Here is a 22,686-nt window from a genome sequence, read left to right as displayed (position 1 = left end):
GGGCCGGCGGCCGGCTCACCGGCGGGCCGGCGGGGTCGGGCGGCGCGGTGCGGGCGTCAGCGGTACGCGGCGAGGGTGGACCCGGTCACGGTGGTGAACCGGCCGGGCACGGTGCGGGCGCCACCGGGAGCCGGGCGACCGACGGCGGGCATGGTGCGGACCGGCGGGTGCGCGGCGGCCCCGCGGCTGGCCGGCGGCACGGAACGGCGGCCACGCGCGGCGATGCGGCCGCCCGCGGGAGAGTTGCCGCCAGCGGGGCCGTTGGCACGGCCGGGCACGATGCGACGATGATCGTCGATGGGGGAGACGCGGTGCGTCATCGGGTCCTCCTCGGGTGTCCACGCCCTGGGGTCACTCCGACGGCCGAAGTATCCTGGCTCCCGGATCGACGCTCTCCCCCGGCCTTCCAACCGCGCACGCACGGTCGTGACTCACGAGGGGGGATCGCTCCCCGGTGACAGTGGCGGGACCGCGCCGGAATCGCACCGGCTTCCTTCACTGCCGTCAGGCCGCGAATGCTGCCACACCCCGGGCCGCCGGTCAACGCCACCCCACCCCGGCTCACGGCACCTCGCATCGATCGACGAACAACGATCGTGATGCCCGTTCAGGCACGCCTTTCGCATTGTCGTCGGCCAATGTAAGGTCTGAGCCGCCGAATACGGCGACGGTGGCCCCGGAACGCGCACGGGCCGAGCGGAACGGCACCCGCGCACACCCCGGCGCCCGCGTGCCGTTCCGCTTCCCCAGCAGGCAGGCTGCGGCGCGCGGGAGGCGTCGCCGCCCGCCCGACGTGGTGACGGGGACCTCGACCACGGTCGACGTCGGCTCACCGGTCGGCGAGCCCCGATTCGTAGCCCCGCGATGACCAGTTGCGCCCGGTCACGGGCGGCCAGCTCCGTCAGCAACCGGCCGATGTGCGTCTTCACGGTGCCCCGGCTGAGGTGCAGGTGCCGCTCGATCTCGGCGTTGGACATCCCACGGGTGATCAACGTCAACACCTCCCGTTCCCGCCGGGTCACCCCGTCGAGCCGTCCGGGCACCCGCCGGGCGGCCGGCAGGCGGGTGCACTCGGCGATGAGCCGGCGGGTGACGCTCGGGGCCAGCAGCGCCTCGCCGGCGACGACCGCTGGGCGGCCGGCCGGGTGGTGCGCCCGCGGACGCTGGTGAGGCTGCTCCCACTGCTCGCGCCGTTGCTGCTGCTCGCCTCGATCCACCGGGTGGTCGGCGCTCCACCGGGGCTGCGGCGTCGCCCGGGTCCAGGTGGCGTACCGCTATCCGACGCTCACGGTGCTGCTCGCCACCGCGACGCTGGGGTCCGCCGCCGTGCTCGTGGCACGGATCGTCCGACTCGGGCGACGCGAGCGCGCCCGACGACGGGCATCCTCCCCGTCAGGCCGGACCGCCCGGCGCGGTGGGACGGGACGCGACGCACCAGGCGGCGGTCGCGGCGACCGCCACCGTCGCGCTGAACAGGAAGGGTGCCCGCATGCCCAGGCCGGCGGCCAGCGCCCCGCCGGCGAGCGCCCCGAGCGCGGCGCAGCCGTAGGAGAGCATCCGGGAGGCGGCGACCACCCGACCGAGCAGGTCGCCGGGCACGAGGCGTTGCCGGATCGACAGCGCGACCACGTTGAGGACCGCGAACGACGCGCTGGTGGTGACGACGACGGCCACCGCGGCGATTCGGTGCGGCGCGACGGCCAGGAGGGCCGGCGTTCCGGCCGTGACCGCCATCGACCAGGCCAGCACGGGACGGTGCCGGAACCGGCCGATCAACCGGTCGGCGACCAGGGAGCCGGCGAGCCCGCCGGCCGCACCGGTGGCCAGCAGCAGGCCGAAGCCGAACGCGCCAAGACCGAGGCTCTGCCGCGCGTAGAGCACGAAGATCGCGAACCAGGCGCTGTCCGCGGCGGCGACTGCCGCGCCGACGACCACGAGCGTGCGGAGCACGGGTTGCCGGGCCAGCCACCGCAGCCCGGCGAGCGCCCCGCGCCTGGCCGGGTCGGCGGCGGCGCTCCGCCCGTCCGCGTCGGCGCCCGACCGTGCCGGGCCGGGGCGGGCGAGACTCAGCGGCAGGGACAGCACGAGCATGACGGCCAGCGCGAGCGAGGCGCCGTTGATGGCGAAGGGCAGCGCCGCGCCGACGACGAACAGCATCGCCCCGACCGGCGGACCGACGAACTCGTTGCCCACGATCTCACCCGCCACCAGCCGGCCGTTGGCCCGCTCCAGCTGTGCGTCGTCCACCAGGCGGGGGATCGCGGTCTGGGCGGCGGTGTCGCGCAGGGTCTCGCCGACACCGAGCAGGAAGGCGGCGGCGACCACGAGCGCGACCGAGGCCACGCCCGTCGCCACGGCCACGGCCACCGCCGCCAGCACCACGACGCGGCCGGCGTCGGCGGCGACGATCAGTGCACGGGCCGCCCGGCGGTCGGCCAGCGCGCCGGCCAGCAGGCCGGTGACCAGCCACGGCAGGAACTGCGCCGCGGCCACCGCGGCCACCGCCACCGGGTCGTCGCTCAGCGCGGCGGCGAGCAGCGGAAAGGCGGCCACCCGGATGCCGTCGCCCAGGTTGGCCAGCGCCGCGGCGGTCCAGAACGTCCAGAAGGGACGGCCCAGCGACCGGGACCGATCAGCCATCGGGGCACCTTACCGCGCCGGGTCCGACGGAGCAGCCCCGTGCCGGTCCGGCGGACAGCGGGCAGCGGGCCGGAGTGGTCTCGGGCGTACCGCTCATGGGCGTGGTGCCCCGGCCGGTCAGGGAGCCTGACCCCCCGGCTGGTCCGCGGGCGTGACGACGGGCGGACCGGTCAGCGGGCGTGGCGCTCCGGGTGGGCCCGGTTCCACGCCCGCATCCGCTCCGGGTAGCCGGTGCGGGCGGCCTCGTACAGCGGCACCGCGTGCTTGCGGGCGATGGACCCGGCGGCGCGCGGCGAGCCGGTGCGCCGGCGGATCCACTCGCCGTCGTGGGCGATGGCGACCACGGTGGTGTCCGTCGCCGTGGTCTCCGGCTCCAGGTAGAACTCCACGCCCCGGCGGCTGGCCACGAACGCCTCCAGCGCGGCCAGGTCCTCCCGGGTCGCCTCGCGGTCGAGCTTCGTCGGGGTCGCGTCGGCGGCGCGCGGCCGCCGGTTGAACCAGCCCATGCCCGGCTCCTCTCCTCGGCGTCCTCCCAGTGCAGCACCGTCACCTGGCAACCGTCTGCGCACCACCTGGGAGCCACCTGCGCGCCCCGGTCGTCGCCCCCGGGCCCGACCTCGCGGGGTGGCGGACGAGCACGGGCCGGCGGGCGGGGGGCCGCTCAGCGGGCCGGCGGGCGGGTGGCCGGCACCAGGGCGAGGGTGGGCAGCAGCAGCAGCGGCACGACGAGCAGCGCCCGCAGCGTGCCGACCCGGTCGCCGAGCAGGCCCAGCAGCGGGGGGCCGGCGAGGAACGCCGTGTACCCGATCACGGCGACCACGCTGACCCGGGCCGGCGCCCGCCGCTCGTCGTCGGCCGCCGCGCTCATCCCGACCGGGAAGCCCAGCGACGCACCGATCCCCCAGAGCGCGACGCCGGCGATCGCCACCGGCCCGGAGCCGGCGAGCACCGCCACGCCCGCGCCGAACGTGGCGAGCAGGATCGTGGCGGACAGCACGGGTACCCGACCCCACCGGTCCAGCGCGACGGTCCCCGCCGTGCGGCCCAGGGTCATGCCGACGACGAAGACGCCGAAGACCGCGGCCCCGGCCGCCTCGCTGAGGTCGTGGCCGTCGATGAAGGCGACGGCCAGCCAGTCGTTGGCGCTGCCCTCGGCGAACGCCGACACCAGCACCAGCAGGCCAACGAGCAGCGTACGGGGCTCCCGCCAGGCGGCGAGCAGTTCGCGGCGGCGCTCGGCCGGGGCGGCCGACGCGGAGGCGGTGCCGCTCTCGGCCGCCGGCAGGAACGACCGGACGGCCAGCAGCGTGCCGAGCAGCACCACCGCGGCCAGCGCGGCGAGGTGCACGGCGACCGGCACGCCGAGGCGGGCCGCCCCGGCGCCGAGCCCGGCCCCGGCCACGGACCCGAGGCTCCACGCCGCGTGGAAGCGGGGCATGACGGTCCGCCCCAGCCGCCGCTCGACCGCCGCGCCCTCGACGTTCATCGCCACGTCGCAGATGCCGGAGCCGTAACCGAGGGCGCACAGCCCCACCGCGACCCCGGCCAGGGACCCGGCCAGGGCGGCGAGCCCGGTCACGGTCAGCCCGGCCGCGACGACCAGGGTGGAGAGCGCGACCGTGCGGGCCGCCCCGAGCCGCTGGGCCACCAGGCCGGCGGTGGGCATCGCGAGCAGCGCGCCGACGGACATGGCGAGCAGGAGCAGCCCGAGCCGGCCCGCGCTGAGCCCGAGCGCGTCCCGGACGGCGGGCACCCGGGAGAACCAGGTGGCCACGGCCAGGCCGTTGAGCGCGAACACCACCGCCACACCGGTACGGGCGGCCAGCACCGCCCGGGGTACGGCCGGGGGCGGCGGGGCGGTCGGGGCGGCGGTGCGGCTCACGGTGGCGGTCCTCTCGCCTCGGGTCGTCTGCCGCCCGATCCCACACCTGAGAGCGCTCTCGGAGCAACCCGAACGCGCCCCTTACCGTCAGCGCGCCGGAGGGGGATGATTCGGTCGACCGTCCACGCCGCGACGGCCGAGCACGGGGAGGACCGGGATGACGACGACACACCGACCACCGACCCTGGAGGACGTCGCCCGGGTGGCGGGGGTCTCCCGGGCCACCGCCTCGCGGGTGATCGCCGGCACCGGCTACGCCTCCCCCGCCGCGCGCGAGCGGGTGAACGTCGCCGCCGACCGGCTCGGCTACGCGCCGAACCCGGCCGCCCGCGCGCTGGTCCGCGGCACCGGGGTCCGGCTGGTGGTCGCGGTGACCGGCACCACCGCGACGGTCCTCGACGACCCGTACGTCCACCGGGTGCTCGGCGCCTGCGCCCGGGTCTGCACGCCGCACGGGCTCGGGGTGGGGCTGCACTGGCTGCCCACCCGGGCGCCGGGCGAGGTGCGCCGGCTGGCCGAGGACCGCGGCGTCGGCGGGGTCGTCCTGATCAACACCACCGAGGCGGTGCTGGACGCGGTCCCGGCGAGGCTGCGCGGCCGGGTGGCCTCGATCGGCATCGGCTCCGCCCTCGTACCGGCCTTCGACGTGGACAACGGCGGCGGCACCGAGGCCGTCGTCCGGCACCTTTACGCCTCCGGGCGCCGCCGCATCGCCATGGTGACCGGGCCCCGCTGGCTGACCTGCGCCGGCCGGTCCGTCGGCGCGTACCGGCGGATCGTGCGTGACGCCGCCCTGCCGGAGCGGCTGGTGCCGGGGGACTTCAGCGCGGACCGCGGCCGGGTGGCGGCCCGGGAGGTGCTGGAACGCTGGCCGGACACGGACGCGATCGTCGGCAGCAGCGACGCGACCGCGCTCGGGGTGATCGACCGGCTGCGCGGCGACGGCGTCCAGGTGCCCGGGGACGTCGCCGTCACCGGCTTCGACGACATCCCGCTCGCCGCGATGACCACCCCCGCGCTGACCACGGCGACGCATCCGGTGACGCAGATCGCCACGGCGGCGGCCACGGCCGTACTGGACGGGCGACCGGTGCCGCCGGCGACGATGTTCCCGTCCCGGCTGGTCCGCCGGGTGAGCGGATGAGCCGGCCCCCGGCCGGGGCCGCGCCGCTCGCCGGCCGCGTCCGTGGCGGGTCGCGGCGGGGGGATTGAGCGTCGGGTTGGCGGGTAACCGCCGGCGCATGCCCGCCCAGGACGAGGAGCGGTGATCCCGTGGCCGAGCCCGCGCCGCCGCACCGGCAGCCGGAGGAGAACTTCCGGCACGGCCGGCTCGCCGCGCGTCCGGCGCCGCCGACCGCCCCGGCCGCCGCCGGGCTGGCGTCGCTGACCGACCCGCGGGGTGCCGCGCTGGCGATGGTGTACGCCCCGGAGCCGGTCGACGGTCCGCCGTACCGGCTGGTGCTGCTCCTGCACGGCGCCGGCGGTTCGGCCCGGCAGGGGCTGGACCTGCTGCTGCCGGTCGCCGACGCGCACCGCCTGCTGCTGGTCGCCCCGCAGTCGGTGGCGAGCAGCTGGGACCTGATCGGCGGCGAGGGCTTCGGGACGGACGTACGGCGCATCGACGGCCTGCTGGCCACGGTCTTCGCCGGCTACCCCGTGGCCCGGGTGGCGTTCGGCGGGTTCTCCGACGGCGCCTCGTACGCCCTCTCCCTGGGTTTGACCAACGGCGACCTGGTCGACGCGGTGGTGGCCTTCTCCCCCGGTTTCGCCGCGCCGCTGGTCACCCACGGCCGGCCCCGGGTCTACGTCTCGCACGGCGCGCGGGACCCGGTCCTGCCGGTGGACGTGTGCAGCCGCCGCCTGGTCCCCCGCCTGCGCTCCCTCGGCTACGACGTCACCTACGACGAGTTCCCGGGCCTGCACGAGATCCCCCCGCCCATCCGCACCCGCGCCACCACCTGGCTGACCACCTGACCCTCACCCCGCTCCCGTCGATCATGCAGTTCCGGTGGCCGGTACGGGGCGGTAAGCGGCTTTCGTGGGGCACCACGACTGCATGATCGACGGGGCGACGGCGGGACGTGGCTAGGATCCGGGCGTGGATCCGCTGAGCGGGATGCTGGACGGGCCCCGGGCCCGGGGCGCCTTCCTGCTCCGGTCGTTGCTCGATCCGCCGTTCGCGCTGCGGATCGAGGACCGCGCCCCGCTGACCGTGGTGGCCCTGGTCCACGGCACGGCGTGGGTGGTCCCCGACGACGGCGCGCCGGCCGCGCTCGGGCCGGGCGACGTGGCGGTGCTGCGGGGACCGGACGGCTATCTCGTGGCCGACGACCCGGCCACCGCGCCGCAGGTCGTCGTCCACCCCGGGCAGCGGTGCACCACGCTGCGGGGCGAGCCCCTGGCCGAGGCGATGACGCTGGGCGTACGCACCTGGGGCACGGGCGCGGACGGCTCCACGGTGCTGCTGACGGGCACCTACCAGCTGCCCGGCGAACTGGGCCGGCGGCTGCTGACCGCCCTGCCGCCCCTGCTGGTGGTCGGCGGCGAGGACCGCAGCGGCCCGCTGGTGTCCCTGCTCGCCGACGAGGTCGCCCGGGACGCGCCCGGCCAGGAGATCGTCCTCGACCGGCTGCTCGACCTGGTGCTGATCGCCGCGCTGCGGACGTGGTTCGCCCGCCCCGGCGCCGCGCCCGCCTGGTACGTCGCCGCCGCCGACCCGGTCGTCGGCCCGGCGCTGCGGCTGCTGCGCGACGATCCCGCCCGGCCCTGGACCGTCGCCGCCCTCGCCGCCGAGGTGGGCGTCTCCCGGGCGGCGCTGGCCCGCCGCTTCACGGAGCTGGTCGGCGAGCCGCCGATGACGTTCCTGACCGGGTGGCGGCTGGCGCTCGCCGCCGACCTGCTCCGCGAGCCCGACGCCACGCTGGGCGCGGTCGCCCGCGAGGTGGGCTACGGCAGCCCCTTCGCGCTGAGCAGCGCGTTCCGTCGGGTCCACGGCGTCAGCCCCCGCGACCACCGGCTCGCCCGCTGACCGCGCGCCCGGTCGGGTGCGGGTCGGGTCACGTCGATGGACGGTTCGCGCGTGGCCGGTTGGGGAAAGTGACCCCGGCGGGACGATGAGGGGCAGGCACGGCGGCTGCTTGCGACCCGGGGACCAGCGCGGGGACAGGGGGCCGGGACGTGGATTCGAAGCAACGCGTCGGACCGGCGGGCGCCGGGGCGGCCGTCGACGATCTCTTCGCCGGCGACGACGCGACCAGCGCCGCGCACCGGGCCACCGACTGGGCGGCCACCGCCCTGGGTCCGGTGGAGAACTGGCCGCCGGAGCTGCGCGCGGCGGTACGCACCGTGCTGCCGTCGAAGATCCCGATGCTGCTGTGGTGGGGCACGGAGCTGGTGCAGATCTTCAACCACGCGTACACCCCGGTGCTCGGCGACAAGTACCCGGCCGCGGTCGGCCAGCCGGGCGCACAGTGCTGGGCGGAGGTCTGGACCGAGCTGGGCCCGCTCACCGACCAGGTGCTCGCCGGCCGGGGCGCCACCTACGCGGAGAACCAACTGCTCCTGCTCAACCGGCACGGCTACCTGGAGGAGACGTACTGGACCTTCTCCTACAGCCCGGTGCGCGCCGGGCACGGCCAGGTCCTCGGTGTCTTCGTGGCCACCACCGATGTCACCGCCCGGGTGCTGGGTGACCGGCGGCTGGAGACGCTGCGCGAGCTGGGTTCCATCTCCATCGCGGCGGCGGACACCACCCGCGACGCCGCCCGGGCGGCGGCCCGGGTCCTCACCGGCAGCCCGACCGACCTGCCCGCCGCCATGATCTACTTGCGCCCGGAGGGCGCGCCGCCGGGCGACGGCAGCGACCCGACCGGCCCCGGACCGGCCGGCAGCCGAGGCTCCGACGCGGACGGTCTGGTGCTGGCCGCCTCGGTCGGCGTGGCCCACGACATCGCCGCGGGGGCGGGGTGGCTGGCACAGATCGCCGAGGTGGCGCGGACCGGAAGCCCCGCGCGGGTCCGGGCAGTGGCACTGCCCGGCGACCCCCGTGCCGGAGCCGGGGCGGTCGTCGGGGTGCCGGTGGACGAGGTGGTGGTGCTGCCCCTGCTGGCGACCGGGCAGGCCCGCCCGGCCGGCGTGCTGGTCGCCGGCATCAGCCCCTTCCGGGAACTGGACGAGGCGTACCGCGGGTTCCTCGACCTGGTGGCCAACCGGGTCTCGACGGCGCTGAGCGACGTGCTGGCGTACGAGGCGCAGCGCCGCCGGGCCGCGGCGCTGGCCGAGCTGGACGCGGCGAAGACGGAGTTCTTCACCGACGTCAGCCACGAGCTGCGCACCCCGCTGACGCTGATCGCCGGCCCGGTGCGGGAGAGCCTCGCCGACCGGCGCGAGCCGCTCCCGCCGGGCCAGCGCGAACGCCTGGAGCTGGTGCACCGCAACACCGGCCGGCTGCGCAAACTGGTCAACGACATGCTCGACTTCGCCCGCCTGGAGAGCGGCCGGCTGGACCCGGAACGGGTGGAGACCGACCTTCCGGCGCTCACCGCCGGGGTCGCCGAGTCGTTCGCGTACGCGATGCGCCAGGCCGGGCTGGCCTACCGGGTCGACGTCGAGGCGCTGCCGCGCACCGCGTACGTGGACCGCGACATGTGGGAGAAGGTGGTCGTCAACCTGCTCTCCAACGCCCTCAAGTACACCCTGGCCGGCGCGGTGCGGCTGCGGCTGCGGGGCGACGGCGAGCACGTCACGCTGACCGTCGACGACACCGGCGTCGGCGTCCCCGCCGACCAGCAGCCGCTGTTGTTCCGCCGCTTCCATCGGGTGAAGGGTGCCGCCGGACGGTCGCAGGAGGGCACCGGCATCGGGTTGGCGCTGGTGCAGGAGATGGTCCAGCTGCACGGCGGCGCGGTCAGCGTGCGCTCGGTCGAGGGCGAGGGCTCGACGTTCACCGTCCGCCTGCCGTACGGCCGGCCCACCGCCGCGACGAGGCACCGCGAGCGGGCCCACGAGGCGTACGTCGCCGAGGCCCTGCACTGGCTGCCGGAGGCCGCGCCCGCCCACGCGAAGGCGACCGGCGACGACGCCCGGGACGCCGCGACGGTGCTGGTGGTGGACGACAACGCCGACCTGCGCGCGTTCCTCGCGAGCCTGCTCGCACCGCACCACCGGGTGGTCGTCGCGGCCGACGGGCGGGAGGCGCTCGACCGGATCGCCGAGCGGGTGCCCGACCTGGTGCTGACCGACGTGATGATGCCCCGCCTGGACGGCTTCGGGCTGGTCCGGGCGCTGCGCGCCGACCGGCGTACCACCGCGCTGCCGATCATCGTGCTCTCCGCCCGCGCCGGCGAGGAGGCGGCGGTGGAGGGGCTGCGGACCGGGGCCGACGACTACCTGGCCAAGCCGTTCTCCTCCGAGGAACTGCTGGCCCGGGTGGGCGCGCACCTGGAGCTGGCGCGGTTGCGCAACGAGGAGGCGACCTGGCGGGCGGCGCTGATCGAGTCGTTGCAGGACGCGTTCGCCGTGGTCGACGCCGACGGCGCGCTGGTCGAGGCGAACGAGGCGTTCTGCCGCCTCGTCGGCGCCGCCCGGCTGGCGGCGCCGGTCGCGCCGCCGCACCCGTGGTGGCCGGAGGCCGACGCCGCGCCCGCCGACCGGCGCCTGCTCATCGACGTGCTGTGCGCCGCGCGGGGCTCGGACCGGGGGCGGGTCACCCTGCCGCTGCGGCACGCCGACGGGCAGCGGATCTGGGCCGAGGCGGTCTACAACTCGCTGCGGGAGCCGCGTACCGGCCGCCGCCTCTACGTCGCCACGCTGCGCGACGTGACCGCCGAGGTCCGCGCCGCCGCGCGGCAGTCGGCCCTGGCCGCGCTCTCCGGCCGCCTCGCCCGCGCCACCGACGTGGCCGAGGTGCTCGACGCCGGCCTGTCCGAGCTGTGCACCTTGCTGGACGGCACCCGCGGCCTGGCGGTCTGCGCCGACGCCGCCGGCACGCCGCTGGTGGTGACCCAGGGCGTGAGCCTGACCGGGCGGGTGCAGCGGGCGCTCGACGGGCTGGCCGCGGAGGGCGAGCCGCAGTTGGTCGTCGACGGCGCGGGCCGGGTGACCGCGCTCGGGGCGCGCATCGAGCCGGGCGGGGCACCCGGCGGGGTGTGGCTGGAGCTGGACCCGCCCCGGTCGGTGCAGTCGGTGGACCGGCCGCTCGTGCGGCAGCTCTGCGCGGCGCTGGCCCAGGCGCTGGTCCGCGCGCGGGCCTTCGAGACCCAGCGGACGGTGGCCCTGGCCATGCAGCGGGCGATGCTCGGCCCGGTCGACCTGCCGGCCGGGTTCGCGACCCGCTACCAGCCGGCGGTGGCGCCGCTGGAGGTGGGCGGCGACTGGTACGACGTGGTCCAGCTCCCCGGCGACCTCGTCGGCGTGGTCGTGGGCGACGTGGTGGGGCGGGGCCTGCCCGCCGCCACCGTGATGGGCCAGCTGCGCAGCGCCTCGCGCGCCCTGCTCCTCCAGGCCAAGAGCCCCGCCGAGGTGCTCTGCGCGCTGGACGACTTCGCCCGGATGGTGCCCGGCGGCGCCTGCACCACCGTCTTCTGCGCCATCATCGACCGCTCGCTGGGCGTGCTCCGCTACTCCTCGGCGGGCCACCCGCCGGGCATCCTGGTGCACCCGGACGGCTCCGCCGACCTGCTGACCCGCGCCGGCTCGGTGCCGCTGGCCAGCGTCGCGGTGCCCGGCCGGCCCGAGGCCGGGGCGCAGCTGCGGCCCGGTTCGACGCTGCTGCTCTACACCGACGGGCTGATCGAGCGGCGGCGGGAACTGATCGACGCCGGCATCTCCCGGGCGGTCGCCGCGCTCACCCAGGGCCGCGAGCTGCCCGAGGGCGCGCTGGCCGACCGGATGGTCCGGGACCTGCTGCCCGACACCCGCAACGACGACGTGGCGGTGCTGGTCTACCGGCACCGGGAGCCGGCGGTCTTCGCCGCGGCGCTGACCGCCGACCCGGGACAGCTCGCGCCGACGCGGGAGGCGCTGCGGGAGTGGCTGACCGGCCTCGGCATCGGCGAGACCGACGTCGACGCGGTGCTGATCGCGGCCGGCGAGGCGTGCGCCAACGCGATCGAGCACGGCTACCGGTTCGCCCCGGACGCCTCGGTCACCGTCCGGGGGCGGCTGCGCGCCGACCGGCTGGAGGTGGTGGTCAGCGACACCGGCGGATGGCGGGAGGCGACCCCCGACGACGACGAGCGCGGCCGTGGCCGGCTGATCATGGCCCGGTTGATGGACGAGGCCGCCGTCGCCGGCAGCGCCGACGGCACCACCGTACGCCTGGTCAAGCGCGTCTCCGGCACCTGACCGGCTGCCGTCGCGGCGGCGCCGCCCGGGGTGCCGGCGTCGGGTGGCCGACGCCAGGGGCGCCCGGCACGGTGAAGATCGGCTATAAGTGGCGGATGGAGTTTCCCGCCTACCTGGCCAGCATGCCGATGCACGCGATCACCGAGATCCACGGCGAGCCCGGCCTGCTGGCCCGGTTCCGGCTGGAGCTGCGCGCGTTCGACGAGGCCGCCCGGGAACGGCTCACCGAGGCCCTCGACCTGGCCGCCGAGCTGCACCGCGACGACCGGCGGGTACGCGAGCCCTACCTGAACCACCTGCTGCGGGTGGCGATCCGGATGATGCACCACTACCAGGTCCGCGACGTCGACGTGATCGTCGCCGGCCTGCTGCACGACGCGGTGGAGGACCACCCCGACGAGCTGGCCGCCACGGCCTCCGGCGAATCTTCCGGGGCGCACGACGGCGGGGACGCCACCGCCACCGCCCTGGCCGTGCTCGCGCACCGGTTCGGCCCGCGGGTGGCCCGCCTGGTCGGCGCGGTCACCAATCCGGCGTACGACCCGGGGCGGGACAAGCACGTCCAGTACCGGGAGCACGTGGCGGCCAGCCTGGACCGGGAGCCGTGGGCACGGGTCATCAAGATCTCCGACTTCACGGACAACGGGGTGGGCGTCATCCACACCGTCGGGCCGAAGGTGACCTCGTCGGCGCGCAAGTACCGCCCGCTCGTGCCGGTCTACCGCGACCTCGTCACCCGGCCGGACACTCCCCTGTCGGCGCCGGTCAAGGAGCACATCCTCGGCCAGCTCGACCTGGCCGAGGAGCGCTTCAGCGCCATCCTCGACGAACCACCCCACCCGAACTGACGGAGTCCTCCACTCGCCGGCCGGATCAGCCCGACAGGTGCACGGTCCGGGTCGGTTCGGCGAGCACCGCACGCGCCGCCGGCAGGTCGGCCAGCCGCGCGGCCAGGGTCGCCACCGCCAGCCTTTCGGGCAGTGCGGCGCTGAACTTGAGCCCGGCGAGGGCCTTCTCACTGATGTCCGGAAGACAGAGCCGCTCGGCGGCGTCGGCCATGGCCGCCAGCACGGTGTCCCGGTCAACGTCGGGTCGCAGCCGGACCGAGGCGTCGTCGTGCCGCTGGGTCGGGTCGGCGATCTCGCTGAGGGTGGCGATCAGGGTGGCGTTGGCCCGGAACCCGGCCCACGTCCACCACTTCGTCTCGCCGTCGCCGTCGCGGGCGACCACCGTGCCGCCGGGATGGACGAGGGGCGTGGCTTCCTCCCGCAACTGGGCGAGCCTGGTGCTGGCCCGCCCGGTGAGGGCGACCGGCGGATCGGCGCCGAGGAGCACGTCGCGCATCGCCCGGACCATCCGGTACGACAGCCCCTGTGGGGAACCACCGGTCATCCAGAGCGCCTTGCCGCCGCCTTCGGCGGGCTCCACGAAGCAGCGCCGCCGCTTCCAGTCGATGTAGGTGACCCGCCAACTCCGCCCGGCGAGCAGCAACAGTCGAGGGCCTTGGACCTTCGCGGTGAGCAGCGCCGGATCGGTCCGGCCGATCTCGGTGCGACCGGAGAGCACGGTGAACTGCGGTGGGGCGGTGAACACCGCCAGCATGTCCATGAAGTGCCGTCGACCGAACCGTAGCTCCGCCTCCGGCCCGATGAAGAACATCCCGGAGTCGACGTCGAGGTAGCCGTGGTCGACGAGGTGCCGCACGATCACCTCGGCGCTCCTGTCGAAGGGTGCCAGGCCGTTCCACTCCCCCGGCCACATCTGGTCGCCGACGCGGTGCCGCTGGAGCGACAGAGCCAGCATCTGCTGGGCCACGATGTGCCGTGGCTCCGGCGGCGGCACGACCGCCTCGACCCAGCCCTGGGACCAGAGGTGCAGCAGACCGGCGGCGTGCAGCAGCCCTTCCCCGTCGAGTGTCAGGAAGAGGCAGTTCCGGCTGCTGCCGGGCCGCCGCCCGGTCCGGCCGATCCGCTGCAGAAAGGCGGCGACGGTACGAGGGGCGTCGATCTGGATGACCCGGTCCAGGTCCCCCACGTCGATGCCCAGCTCGAGCGTGCTGGTGGCCACGATCACGCAGTCCCGCTCCTGCGCGAACGCCTCCTCGGCCCGCTGGCGCTCGTCGACCGAGAGTGAGGCGTGGGAGAGGAACGTCGTCACATCGAGCGCCCGCAGCCGCTGGCCGAGTTCCTCGACCAGCGCGCGGGAGTCGCAGAACACCAGCCGCTTCTCGCCCCGGTGCAGGGCCGCGATCACCTTGGCCGCATTGTGCACAGATCCGACGTAGTCCAACTCGATCTCACCGGCGGGGGACGATGCCGCTGTCGTGACGCCAGCCGTGCCGATGCCCGGTGCCACCACACGCGCCGGACGCCGGTCACGGCCGGCACCCTGCAGCCAGCCCAGCAGCTCGTCGGGATTTCCCACCGTCGCGGACAGACCGACCCGTTGCACCGGGCGACCCGCCACCCGGGAGAGGCGTTCCAGGACGGCTAGCAGGTGCCAGCCCCGGTCGTCCCCCGCGAACGCGTGCACCTCGTCGACCACGATCGCCCGGAGCTGCCCGAAGAACTCGTCGTGGTCCACGGCGGTGCTGACCAGCATCGACTCCAGGGATTCGGGCGTGGTGAGCAGGACGTCGGGACGCTCACGAAGGATCGTGCGGCGCCGTCCCATCGTCACGTCGCCGTGCCAGAGCGCGGCACGACGGCCCAGCCAGCCGGTGTAGGTCTCGAGTCGGGGCAGGAGGTTATTGAGCAGGGCTTTCAGCGGGCACACGTAGAGCACGGAGGTGCCCGACCAGTTCTCCTGCGCCATCCGGGACAGCAGCGGGAACACCGCCGCCTCGGTCTTGCCGCCGGCGGTGGGCGCGAGGAGCAGGGCGTCCTCACCGGCCAGGAGCGGCCCCACGGCGGCGTCCTGCAACGGCCGCAGCGCCGGCCACTGCAGCGTGTTGACCACGTGGTGCAGCACGACCGGATGCAGCAGCTCGGCACCACTCGTCATCGCGGCCGGCGTTCCTACAGTTCGAGCGCGACCGCGTCGGCGCTGCTCGCGTTGCGCTCGACGTCGGTCATCTCGGTGGTGGTCAGGGTCGGCGCGTAGTGCTGCCGGGGGTCGAACTCGGGGAACTGGTCCACCCGGTCGAGCACCTCCCCCACCAGCTTCTTGAGGAACAGGCGCGGGGCAACCCCCACCTTGCCACCCAGTCCGCCGGCGACCGCACGTGCCAGGTCGCCGAGGTACCCGTCGTCGACGAGGTGGCGCACCCGGTCCGGGGCCGCCGACCCGTGCGCGTACAGGTCGCGGACCCGTCCGCCGAGCTCGATCAGGGAGTCGACGGTGAAGCCGGGCAGCCGGATCTGCACGGCGCGCGGGTTGTCGAACCGGGCGTCGGTGGCGAAGTCGACGGCGAGCCGCTGTGCCAGTGGCGCGAGCCGCTGCACGCCCTGCGGTCCCTCGTAGAAGGCCGGGGTGCCGGTGATGATCAGATACAGCCCGGGGAACCGTCCCGAGTGCACCTCGTCGATGAGCTGCCGCAGCGCGTTGAGGGCCTTGTCCCGGGCGTCCGAGCGGACGCGTTGCAGTGTCTCCACCTCGTCGAGCACGAGCAGCAGGCCGGGATGGCCGCTGTCGCGCAGCACGGCGAGCAGCCCTTGCAGGAAGCTCAGCGCGGCGAAGTGGTCGAGGTCCCCCTTGACGCCGGCGACCCGGCGGGCGGCCGCGGCGACGTGTGGCTGACCCCCGAGCCAGGCGAGCACCGCGTCAGCCGTGGCCGGATCTCCGTCGAGGGTGGCGCGCCGGTAGCCACGCAGGGCGGCGGCGAAGGCGGGGGCGCTCCGGCTGACGGCGGCGAGCCGCTGGTCGAGCAGCGCGGCTACCGCCCGGTCGAGGGCGTCGACGTCGTCGGGCGCGACCTCGCCGGCAGCGAGGACGTCCTCCTCGAGAGCGTAGAACCAGCCGTCGACGACCGGCCGCAGCGCGCTCGGCGGGAACGTCGAGGTGCTCAGCCGCTCCGTCAGCCGGCGATAAGCCGTCTCCAGCCGGTGCAGCGGGGTTTCGTTCTCGGAGACCTGCACCTCCGCCGCCGCGAGGTTGGCCCGCCGGGCGCGTTCGGCGATCCACCGCGTGAAGAACGTCTTGCCGGAGCCGTACTCGCCTCGGACGGCCTTGAAGACGGAGCCACCGGCGGCGACGGTGTCGAGGTCCTCACCAACCGCGGTGCCGAACCGGTCGAGTCCCACCGCGAAGAGGTCCAGGCCGGCAGACGGCACGGCACCTCGCCGCAGGGCGTCGATGACCTCCCGGCGGCGGGCCGGACTGACCGTGGTCACGGTTTCGCCCCTGGCAGCCCGAACTGCTCCCGCAACAGCGCCAGATCCAGCCGAACGGTCCGGTTGTCGTCGATCTGCGAGAGGACGGGATAGTTGTCGACGTTCAGGATGCGCTGCAGCGTGGTGACGAATCCTCCCGCACGTACCGGTGCCTCACCGGCACGTTGCGCGAGCACCGCCACCGGCAGCACGCCCTTCGCGTCGACCAGCGCGCGCAGCGCCGCCTCGATCTTCCGCTCGTCCACCCGACGCGGCGTCAGGCTGTGCTGAGCCTTGAACAACTCCGAGGCGAGCAGGACCGCCACCAGATCCCCGTCGCCGGCCGGCACCGCCGCGGTCGCGGCCGTCGCCTCCGGTACGTCGAACAGCGCGTCCCCGGTGACGGCCGGTGCCTTCCGGCGCGGCTTGGGCACGGGTGCCGACGTCACGGGCGCGGCGGCCGGTGCGGTGGCGGTCGCCTGCCACCACTCGGGCCGACGAGCCTCGACGGGTGCCCAACCGGCCGGCGGCTCGGCGACGTTCGGCAGCAGGAAGGCCAGCAGCGGAATGGTGACCTCGGCGAGCGAGGCGCCACCGTGGTAGCCCGCCTTGCTGGGCCGGTAGCGCAGCAGCGGGTCCCACAACGCGATGATCCGCTTGCCATCCGCGACCACGCGCGGGCCGGTCAGCTCGATCTCGCCCGGCGCGGTCGGGCCCGGGCCGGTCCGATGGCGGGCGGAGGCGGCGTCGGTGGCCTTGACGTGCTGGCCCCCGCGTTCCAGGACGTGCCCGTGGTCGCTGGTGACGACGATCGCGCGGCCGGAGGACCGCGCCTGGTCGAGCAGGCTGCGCAGGAACCCGACGTCGTCGAGCTGCCATCCGGCCTCGCCGCCCTCCCGACCGTGCGCCAGCGACTCGTCCACGGTGTTGATCACCACGGCGACCACGGGAGCCGGGCCCGCGACCGCCGCCGCCAACTCGCCGGCGAACACCTCGCCCGCGCCGCCCCGGGCCGGACCCTTGTGGAAGATCCGCGAGCCCTTGCCCCAACGGCCCTCGGCGAAGAGCTTCTTCTCGTGTTCCTGGTTGCCGCTACGCAGCGCGCCGGCGAAGAGCGAGGTCCGGGAGACAGCGGTCAGTGTGGGCAGCGCCGCCACGACGCCACGGCGGCGTCCCGCGCCGGCTCGGGCCAGCGGGTCGTACTCGACCCAGTGCTGGGACAGCTCGTCGGCGAGCTGCACCGCGACGGCGGCGCTCATGCCGTCGAGGACGACGAGCAGTACCGGCCGGTCGGCGCGGATCAGCGGCTCGACGACGCGCGGGAGGAGGTTCTCCACAGTGAGCAGTCCGCCGTCGTTGCCCGGCCCGGCGGTCGCCCAGGCGCCGAGGCGCCGGGCGAAGGCGCCGTCGAGCTCACGGCGGCGCGCCTGCGCGCGATCGTGGATCTGCCGGAACGCCTGCTGCAACTCCGGGTGAGCGTCCTCGCCGGCCCAGACGTGGTTGAGCGCCAGGTCGGCCCAGCCCCACTCGTCGATCTGCCGATCCACTCCGTCCGCGACGCTCTCGGGTGGCATCACGTCCGTGCCGAGCCAGCACACGAGGCGCTGCGCCATCCGGATCCGCGTGATTCGCTCCGTCTCCGCCGCTGCCAGCCGGTGCTCGGCGAGGTGTTCGACCGCCCGCTCCAGCGCGGTGTCCGCCGCGTTGTGCAGACCGGCGAGCAGGGCCCGGGCCGCGATGCCGATCCGCTGGTTGAAGCCGGTACGCAGGATCGGACTGTGCCCGGCGCTGCCGGCCGCGTTGAACTGGACGAGCAGTTCCTCGGCGCGGTCGAGCACGGCTTGCCCCTGCCGTCGTACGTCCGCTTTCGGGGCGACGAGCAGACCCGTCACCACCTGCACGGTCGCCTCAGCGAATCCTCGCACCGTCGCGTCGTCGTTGAGGCTGCCGAAGTACTGGTCGACCCGGCCCTGGGCACGTACCGCGTCGGCGCTCTCGATACTCCACAACGCGTCGCAGACGAGGCCGAGGGGCAGTGCCTCCTGGCCTCGCCCGGCAGCGGTCAGCGCGAACAGGGCCTTCGCCGGCCGGCCGAACTGCTCCACGAGCCAGCGGGACAGCCCGGCCTGCTCCTCCTCGCGCAGCAGCCCATAGGCCTCCACCGCGCCAGGCTGGGCGCTCCACCGCAGCAGGGTGGCCACGTCGAGGTCGTCCGGGTTCTCGCCCCGCCGGTCGAGGCCCAGGCGCACGGCGGCCAGGTGCCGCAGCGCGACGTCGCGGGTCAGCACGAGGGTCGCGAGCTTCGGCCAGCCCGCCGTCGGCATCGCGTCGAGCAACGCCACGCCGGCCCACGACTCCCGCTCCAGAGCAGGGTCCGGCAACTGCGCGCCGAAGGCGTCCACGACGAGGTCCCATGGCTCGACAGTGTGCACCCGCTCCCGGAAGATCCGGCTGCGGACGCCGTGGTGCAGCACGGACTCCGGAATGTCGGTGAGCAGCACCAGCACCTCGTCGCCGCGGTCGGCGACAAGGTGCTCCCAGACGGCGAGCGGCGAGACGCACGGCTCGATCCGGGCCCGACGGCCGTCGGGCAACAGCATCGTCGGGTCGTGCGGCCATGCGGGTTCGGCGCGCACCACCACCACCGGGTACGCGTCGCCGTTGCGGTGCCGCTCGAGCTGCTGCGCCACCTTCTGGCGCAACGCCACCGGGCTGATCCGCAGCGCCTGGGCGGGGGCGGGTGCCTGGGTCACGAGACGATTCTCCAGCTCACCTCGATCGTAGCGCCCGGGTGGTTCGTCACGTACTGCTGCAGCTTGGCGGTTGCATCCTCCAACTGCCCACCGACGATGAGAGCCTTGCCGGCCGCCGGCGGAGGCGGGGGCGGCGGGGGCGGTGGCGGAACTGGTTTGGTGGCCCTGCGGATCAACGCCACCGCGTCGGACTGCGCCCGGCGCAGGGCCGGCGACAGCGGAGCGGTCAACTCGTCGGCCTGGCCGACCCGGCGCAGTTCGGTGAGGATCGCCGTCGCCTCGGCGGCCCAGGTGCCGCCGAGACCGCTGATGATCTCGAAGTTGTCCCAGGAGGCGGCGGCAAGATCGGCGGACACCTGGTCCGCGCTCTTGATGCTCTTCCCGGTCCGGTCGGCCGGACCGCCGAGTTCGGCACGGGCGAGGCGCTCCACGGTCTCCACGGCCGAACGCGAGCCGGTGAGCCCTTCCAGCAAATCGGCGGCGACACGGGCGGTGCCGAGCCGGCCACCGGTCGACTCCGTATCGATGCCCAGCCACCTGGCGTGTTGTTCGAGCCGGGCGACGAGCCCGTGCGCCGCTTCGCGGTAGCGGTTCGCCTGGGTCATCAGGTCACGACCGAACATCGCCACGAGTCGGCCCCGCCGCAACGCGATCGGCTGGAACCCGAAGATGGCCGCGGCGTGGGCGCGGGCGATGTCCCACTCCTCCTGGCCGGGCAGGCGCTCCTCGCGCAGGGTGTGGTCGGCGGAGATCCGGCCCAGGTCGGGCGCCGGGACAAGCGGACTGCCGTGGTGGTGGAACGCGCGGTCGGTCTGCTCGGCGAAGGCGGCGACGACGAGTTGCGCCACGATCGGGTCGAGGCCGCGAGCCTGCGGCTGGTCGATCCAACGCAGCAGGTCGGCAACCCGCAGCTCGCCCGTGATGCCCTCTGCGGCGGCCCTGTGGTGGAAGTGCTGGGCCCACTGCCCTTCGATGACGAACGCCGCCTCGTGCATGGTCCCGAGCCCGAGCGGGTTGGCGATCCGGCGCAGCGTCTGCCGGTGGGCCCGGTCCACCTCGACCCGACCCTCGGGCGACTCGACCGCCTGCCGAACGTGGTCGAGGACGACCTTGACCTCGGGCAGGCGTACGGCCTCGCCCTTGCGGTCGGGATCGAAGTCCGGGTGGGCGGGGAACTGCTGGCTGAGCATCTGGTCGCCGAGGCTGCGCAGCGCGTCGTTGAAGGTGGCGCCCATCGGCAGCTTCGGTTCGAGGGCACGGGTGAGCGACTGCAGGTGGTCGTCGAATCCGAGCTGCACGTCGGTGGGCTGCTTGGTGGCCAGCCCGTACGCCTGCCGCAGCACGGCCTGGATCTTGGCGATCAGCGCGCTGCGTTGGTTGGTCAACGCGGCCTGCGCGCGGCGCCGGTCGTCGGGGTTGAGGTGTTCGGCATGGCTGTCGAAGCGCTGGCCTTCGAGCAGTTTGTCGATGATGGCGAGCTTGCCCAGGTCGGTGCGGCGCTCGACAGTCAGCGCCGCCGGGATCCAGCAGACCGTCTGGGAGGTCGTCCGGCTGGTCAGCTCCTGCACCCGCTGCCGGTCGTCGGCCGGCCCGTGGCTGCCGTCGTCGAACGGATAGTCGATGATCATGCGCCAGCCGGTGGGATCGTTCGGGTGGAACGCCTCGTCCCGGATGTCGTGCGGGTCGCGCACGTTGCCGTAGACCAGCTCGATCACGCGGCGGCTCCCCCGCCAGGTGAGCCCCGCCTCGGCGAAGAACGAGTCGCTCCACGGCACGCCGAGCTGCTGCCAGAGCAGCCGCTGCACGAGATGCTTGCGGGCGCCCTCGTTGTCGTAGTGCTTGGCGGTGGCCAGCACGCTGTCGACGTCGACGCCGACCAACTCCAGTGAGACCACCGGGTCGTCGCCCTCGCCGATGCGGATCTCGGCGAACCGGCCGGCCCAGTCGGCGAGCTTGCGGCTGACCTGTGCGACCTCGCCGCCGGGAATCGGGCTGGTGATGCTGCCGTGGTTGAGCGCGGACAGCCGCCGGGCGGTGAGGTTCCGCAGCGCCGGCACGCTGGGCGCGAGGGCCGCCAGTAGCAGCGTCTTGACCAGCCGGTCGTCGCCAGTGAAGGCCCGGACCCGGCCCACCGTCTCGGCGGGCTGCGGGTCACCGCGACGGGCCGCGTCGAGGTCGTCGTCGGTGAGGTCGTACTGGCCGAGGAGGTAGGGGCGCAGCTTCAGGTCGTAGAGCTTCTGGGCCATCTCGAACTCGGCCTTGAGCTTCTCGGTGAAGGGCTGGTCGCCGCCGCTGCTGATCACGTCGTAGAGGTCGCCGAGCGGCACGAGCTGCCCGAGGCGCAGCGTGTCGCGGCGGTCGACCAGCAGCTGGCGCATCAGCTTCAGCGCGGTGCGGGAGCGCTGCAGCGCGCTGGAGACGTGCACGAGCGTGGAGAGGAACGCCGGGCTGAACGGGTACGTCGACCGGAAGGCGTCGATGTCGGCGCCGCTGCCCGAGTCGGTGCCGAGCAGGGTGTCGAAGACCTCCCTGCGTACCTTCGTGGTGGCGTCGAAGGCCCGGGCGATGGCCTCGCCGGCCGTGGTGTCGCGGGGCTTGAGCAGCCGGCGGCGGGCGATCTCCGGGAGGTTGCGGTCCTCCAGCTTGATCACGTCGAAGCGGCCGCTGGCAAGGTTGAGGGTGTCCTGGTAGCTCAGCTCGTTGGCGCCCGTCACCTCTTCGCCGACGAGCTCGCGCAGGTCGCGCTGCCGGGCGATGAAGCTGATCACCGGGATGGGCCGGCGGGTGTCGCCGCCCTCGACGAAGTTGGTGATCTTCTGGATCTCGCGGGAGACGAACTGCTGGTCGCCGATCGAGTTGGCCAGCCAGAGGATCAGCTCGTCGAGGAAGAGGATCAGCCCGTGGTAGCCGAGTTCCTTGGCGTGCCGGCTGATCTCGGTCAGGCCCCGGTCGAGCGAGACGAACGCCTCGGCGTCCTCGCGGGCGTTGCTGAAGAAGCCCTTGTTCCAGCTCGTCAGCAGGTCATTGACCAGCTTGCGGCGCAGCTCGTCGTTGTACGCGCCGGCGAACGCCTGGTCGAGCCGCTCGGGCGTCCAGAAGGTCTCGCTCTCGCCCCACTCGTCCTCGACGTTCCCGCCGGGCAGGCCGTCGATGAACTGCCTGTCGCCGATCTTCTCCCGCAGCGAGGCGGCCTGGTCGAGCAGCGCGTCGGTGCGGTGCACCGCCGGAATGGGCGCCTCGGGGTGCAGCACGCGGACCCGGTCAACGTAGCCGCCGAGCACCCGCTGCTCCAGAGACCGGGCGTCGAGCAGGTGGTACGGCACCAGCAGGAACTTGCGGCCGTCGAGCCAGACGCTGTGCTTCGCGACCAGCGGAGCGAACTCGTCCCGCCCCCGAGCGACGGACTCGCCGCGCAGCAGCGCGTGCAGCACCGCCATGAAGTGCGACTTACCGGAGCCGAAGGAGCCGTGCAGGTAGGCGGCCTTCGAGGCGTGCCCCTCGACCGCGGAGCGGATCAACCCGAGCGCCTCGTCGAAGTTGCCGAGCAGCCGATCCGTGACCACGTAGTCGCGGAGGGTGGCATCGGCGTCGGCGACACTGTCGGCGAGCTTGAGCACGAAGTCGCTCGTGCTCGTGCGCTCCGGGATGTCGATGAACTCCCGGAGCAGCGGCGCGGGGGTGGGCGAAGACATGCCGCATACCGTACCGATCTGCGCCGGCCAGGTCGGAACAGGCGCGTGCCGAAAACACGAGGATC

13 protein-coding genes, 1 pseudogene and 1 riboswitch are annotated in these 22,686 nt (G+C 74.6%); of the genes and pseudogenes, 5 read left to right on the top strand and 9 right to left on the bottom strand.

Translation table 11 applies throughout. From position 1 onward, the window contains the following. Nucleotides 1-56 precede the first annotated feature (56 nt). From AB0883_RS22495 to AB0883_RS22475, 5 genes and pseudogenes are all read right to left on the bottom strand, one after another. Complete coding sequence (locus tag AB0883_RS22495) at nt 57-320, bottom strand: hypothetical protein (protein WP_366643144.1); 264 nt, start codon at nt 318-320, stop codon at nt 57-59. A 46-nt stretch (nt 321-366) separates the two neighbouring features. Then, a riboswitch (cobalamin riboswitch) is annotated at nt 367-496 on the bottom strand. Nucleotides 497-875: 379 nt separating this feature from the next. Next, nucleotides 876-1,022, bottom strand: a pseudogene (locus AB0883_RS22490) (LuxR C-terminal-related transcriptional regulator); the annotation flags it as partial. Nucleotides 1,023-1,392: 370 nt separating this feature from the next. Then, nucleotides 1,393-2,640 carry an MFS transporter gene (locus AB0883_RS22485; protein WP_366643143.1) on the bottom strand — a complete coding sequence of 416 codons (1,248 nt, stop codon included), beginning with the start codon at nt 2,638-2,640 and terminating at the stop codon, nt 1,393-1,395. Nucleotides 2,641-2,810: 170 nt separating this feature from the next. Then, nucleotides 2,811-3,146, bottom strand: a complete 336-nt coding sequence (locus tag AB0883_RS22480) for a hypothetical protein (protein WP_132234772.1) — start codon at nt 3,144-3,146, stop codon at nt 2,811-2,813. 155 nt (nt 3,147-3,301) lie between these two features. Beyond that, nucleotides 3,302-4,522 carry an MFS transporter gene (locus AB0883_RS22475; protein WP_366643142.1) on the bottom strand — a complete coding sequence of 407 codons (1,221 nt, stop codon included), beginning with the start codon at nt 4,520-4,522 and terminating at the stop codon, nt 3,302-3,304. Between the two features lie 157 nt (nt 4,523-4,679). On the opposite strand from AB0883_RS22475, the gene AB0883_RS22470 reads away from it, so the two are divergent. From AB0883_RS22470 to AB0883_RS22450, 5 genes are all read left to right on the top strand, one after another. Beyond that, nucleotides 4,680-5,666, top strand: coding sequence for a LacI family DNA-binding transcriptional regulator (locus tag AB0883_RS22470; RefSeq protein WP_366643141.1), 987 nt, complete (start codon nt 4,680-4,682; stop codon nt 5,664-5,666). 128 nt (nt 5,667-5,794) lie between these two features. After that, the gene (locus tag AB0883_RS22465) at nt 5,795-6,496 is read left to right on the top strand and encodes a phospholipase (RefSeq protein WP_366643140.1); all 702 of its coding nucleotides are present in this window, start codon (nt 5,795-5,797) and stop codon (nt 6,494-6,496) included. Nucleotides 6,497-6,620: 124 nt separating this feature from the next. Then, nucleotides 6,621-7,550, top strand: coding sequence for an AraC family transcriptional regulator (locus tag AB0883_RS22460; RefSeq protein WP_366643139.1), 930 nt, complete (start codon nt 6,621-6,623; stop codon nt 7,548-7,550). A 149-nt stretch (nt 7,551-7,699) separates the two neighbouring features. Beyond that, a complete protein-coding gene (locus AB0883_RS22455; RefSeq protein WP_366643138.1) occupies nt 7,700-11,866 on the top strand; it encodes a SpoIIE family protein phosphatase in 4,167 nt (1,388 codons plus the stop codon). A gap of 95 nt (nt 11,867-11,961) precedes the next feature. Beyond that, nucleotides 11,962-12,714 carry an HD domain-containing protein gene (locus AB0883_RS22450; protein WP_366643137.1) on the top strand — a complete coding sequence of 251 codons (753 nt, stop codon included), beginning with the start codon at nt 11,962-11,964 and terminating at the stop codon, nt 12,712-12,714. Nucleotides 12,715-12,739: 25 nt separating this feature from the next. On the opposite strand, the gene AB0883_RS22445 is transcribed toward AB0883_RS22450, so the two are convergent. The 4 genes from AB0883_RS22445 to AB0883_RS22430 are packed head-to-tail and all read right to left on the bottom strand — an operon-like array spanning nt 12,740 to nt 22,621. Then, complete coding sequence (locus tag AB0883_RS22445; RefSeq protein ID WP_366643135.1) at nt 12,740-14,869, bottom strand: DEAD/DEAH box helicase; 2,130 nt, start codon at nt 14,867-14,869, stop codon at nt 12,740-12,742. 14 nt (nt 14,870-14,883) lie between these two features. Then, nucleotides 14,884-16,197 carry a BREX system ATP-binding protein BrxD gene (brxD, locus tag AB0883_RS22440; protein ID WP_366643134.1) on the bottom strand — a complete coding sequence of 438 codons (1,314 nt, stop codon included), beginning with the start codon at nt 16,195-16,197 and terminating at the stop codon, nt 14,884-14,886. After that, nucleotides 16,194-18,929 carry a BREX-2 system phosphatase PglZ gene (pglZ, locus tag AB0883_RS22435; protein ID WP_366643133.1) on the bottom strand — a complete coding sequence of 912 codons (2,736 nt, stop codon included), beginning with the start codon at nt 18,927-18,929 and terminating at the stop codon, nt 16,194-16,196. Before pglZ ends, brxD begins: the two co-directional genes overlap by 4 nt. Further along, nucleotides 18,926-22,621 (bottom strand): hypothetical protein, encoded by a 3,696-nt coding sequence (locus AB0883_RS22430; protein ID WP_366643132.1) that lies wholly within the window; start codon nt 22,619-22,621, stop codon nt 18,926-18,928. Before AB0883_RS22430 ends, pglZ begins: the two co-directional genes overlap by 4 nt. Nucleotides 22,622-22,686 lie beyond the last annotated feature (65 nt).

It is taken from the genome of Micromonospora sp. NPDC047812 (assembly GCF_040704175.1).
Taxonomy (GTDB): Bacteria; Actinomycetota; Actinomycetes; order Mycobacteriales; family Micromonosporaceae; genus Micromonospora.
Note: the sequence above shows the minus strand (reverse complement) of the source record. Positions and strands in the feature narration are given on the sequence as shown.

What these genes read in the sequence shown, in the direction of transcription:
- AB0883_RS22495 (WP_366643144.1), bottom strand. Translation starts at nt 320, where the DNA reads ATGACGCACCGCGTCTCCCCCATCGACGATCATCGTCGCATCGTGCCC.
- AB0883_RS22485 (WP_366643143.1), bottom strand. Translation starts at nt 2,640, where the DNA reads ATGGCTGATCGGTCCCGGTCGCTGGGCCGTCCCTTCTGGACGTTCTGG.
- AB0883_RS22450 (WP_366643137.1), top strand. Translation starts at nt 11,962, where the DNA reads ATGGAGTTTCCCGCCTACCTGGCCAGCATGCCGATGCACGCGATCACC.
- AB0883_RS22480 (WP_132234772.1), bottom strand. Translation starts at nt 3,146, where the DNA reads ATGGGCTGGTTCAACCGGCGGCCGCGCGCCGCCGACGCGACCCCGACG.
- AB0883_RS22430 (WP_366643132.1), bottom strand. Translation starts at nt 22,621, where the DNA reads ATGTCTTCGCCCACCCCCGCGCCGCTGCTCCGGGAGTTCATCGACATC.
- AB0883_RS22470 (WP_366643141.1), top strand. Translation starts at nt 4,680, where the DNA reads ATGACGACGACACACCGACCACCGACCCTGGAGGACGTCGCCCGGGTG.
- AB0883_RS22445 (WP_366643135.1), bottom strand. Translation starts at nt 14,869, where the DNA reads ATGACGAGTGGTGCCGAGCTGCTGCATCCGGTCGTGCTGCACCACGTG.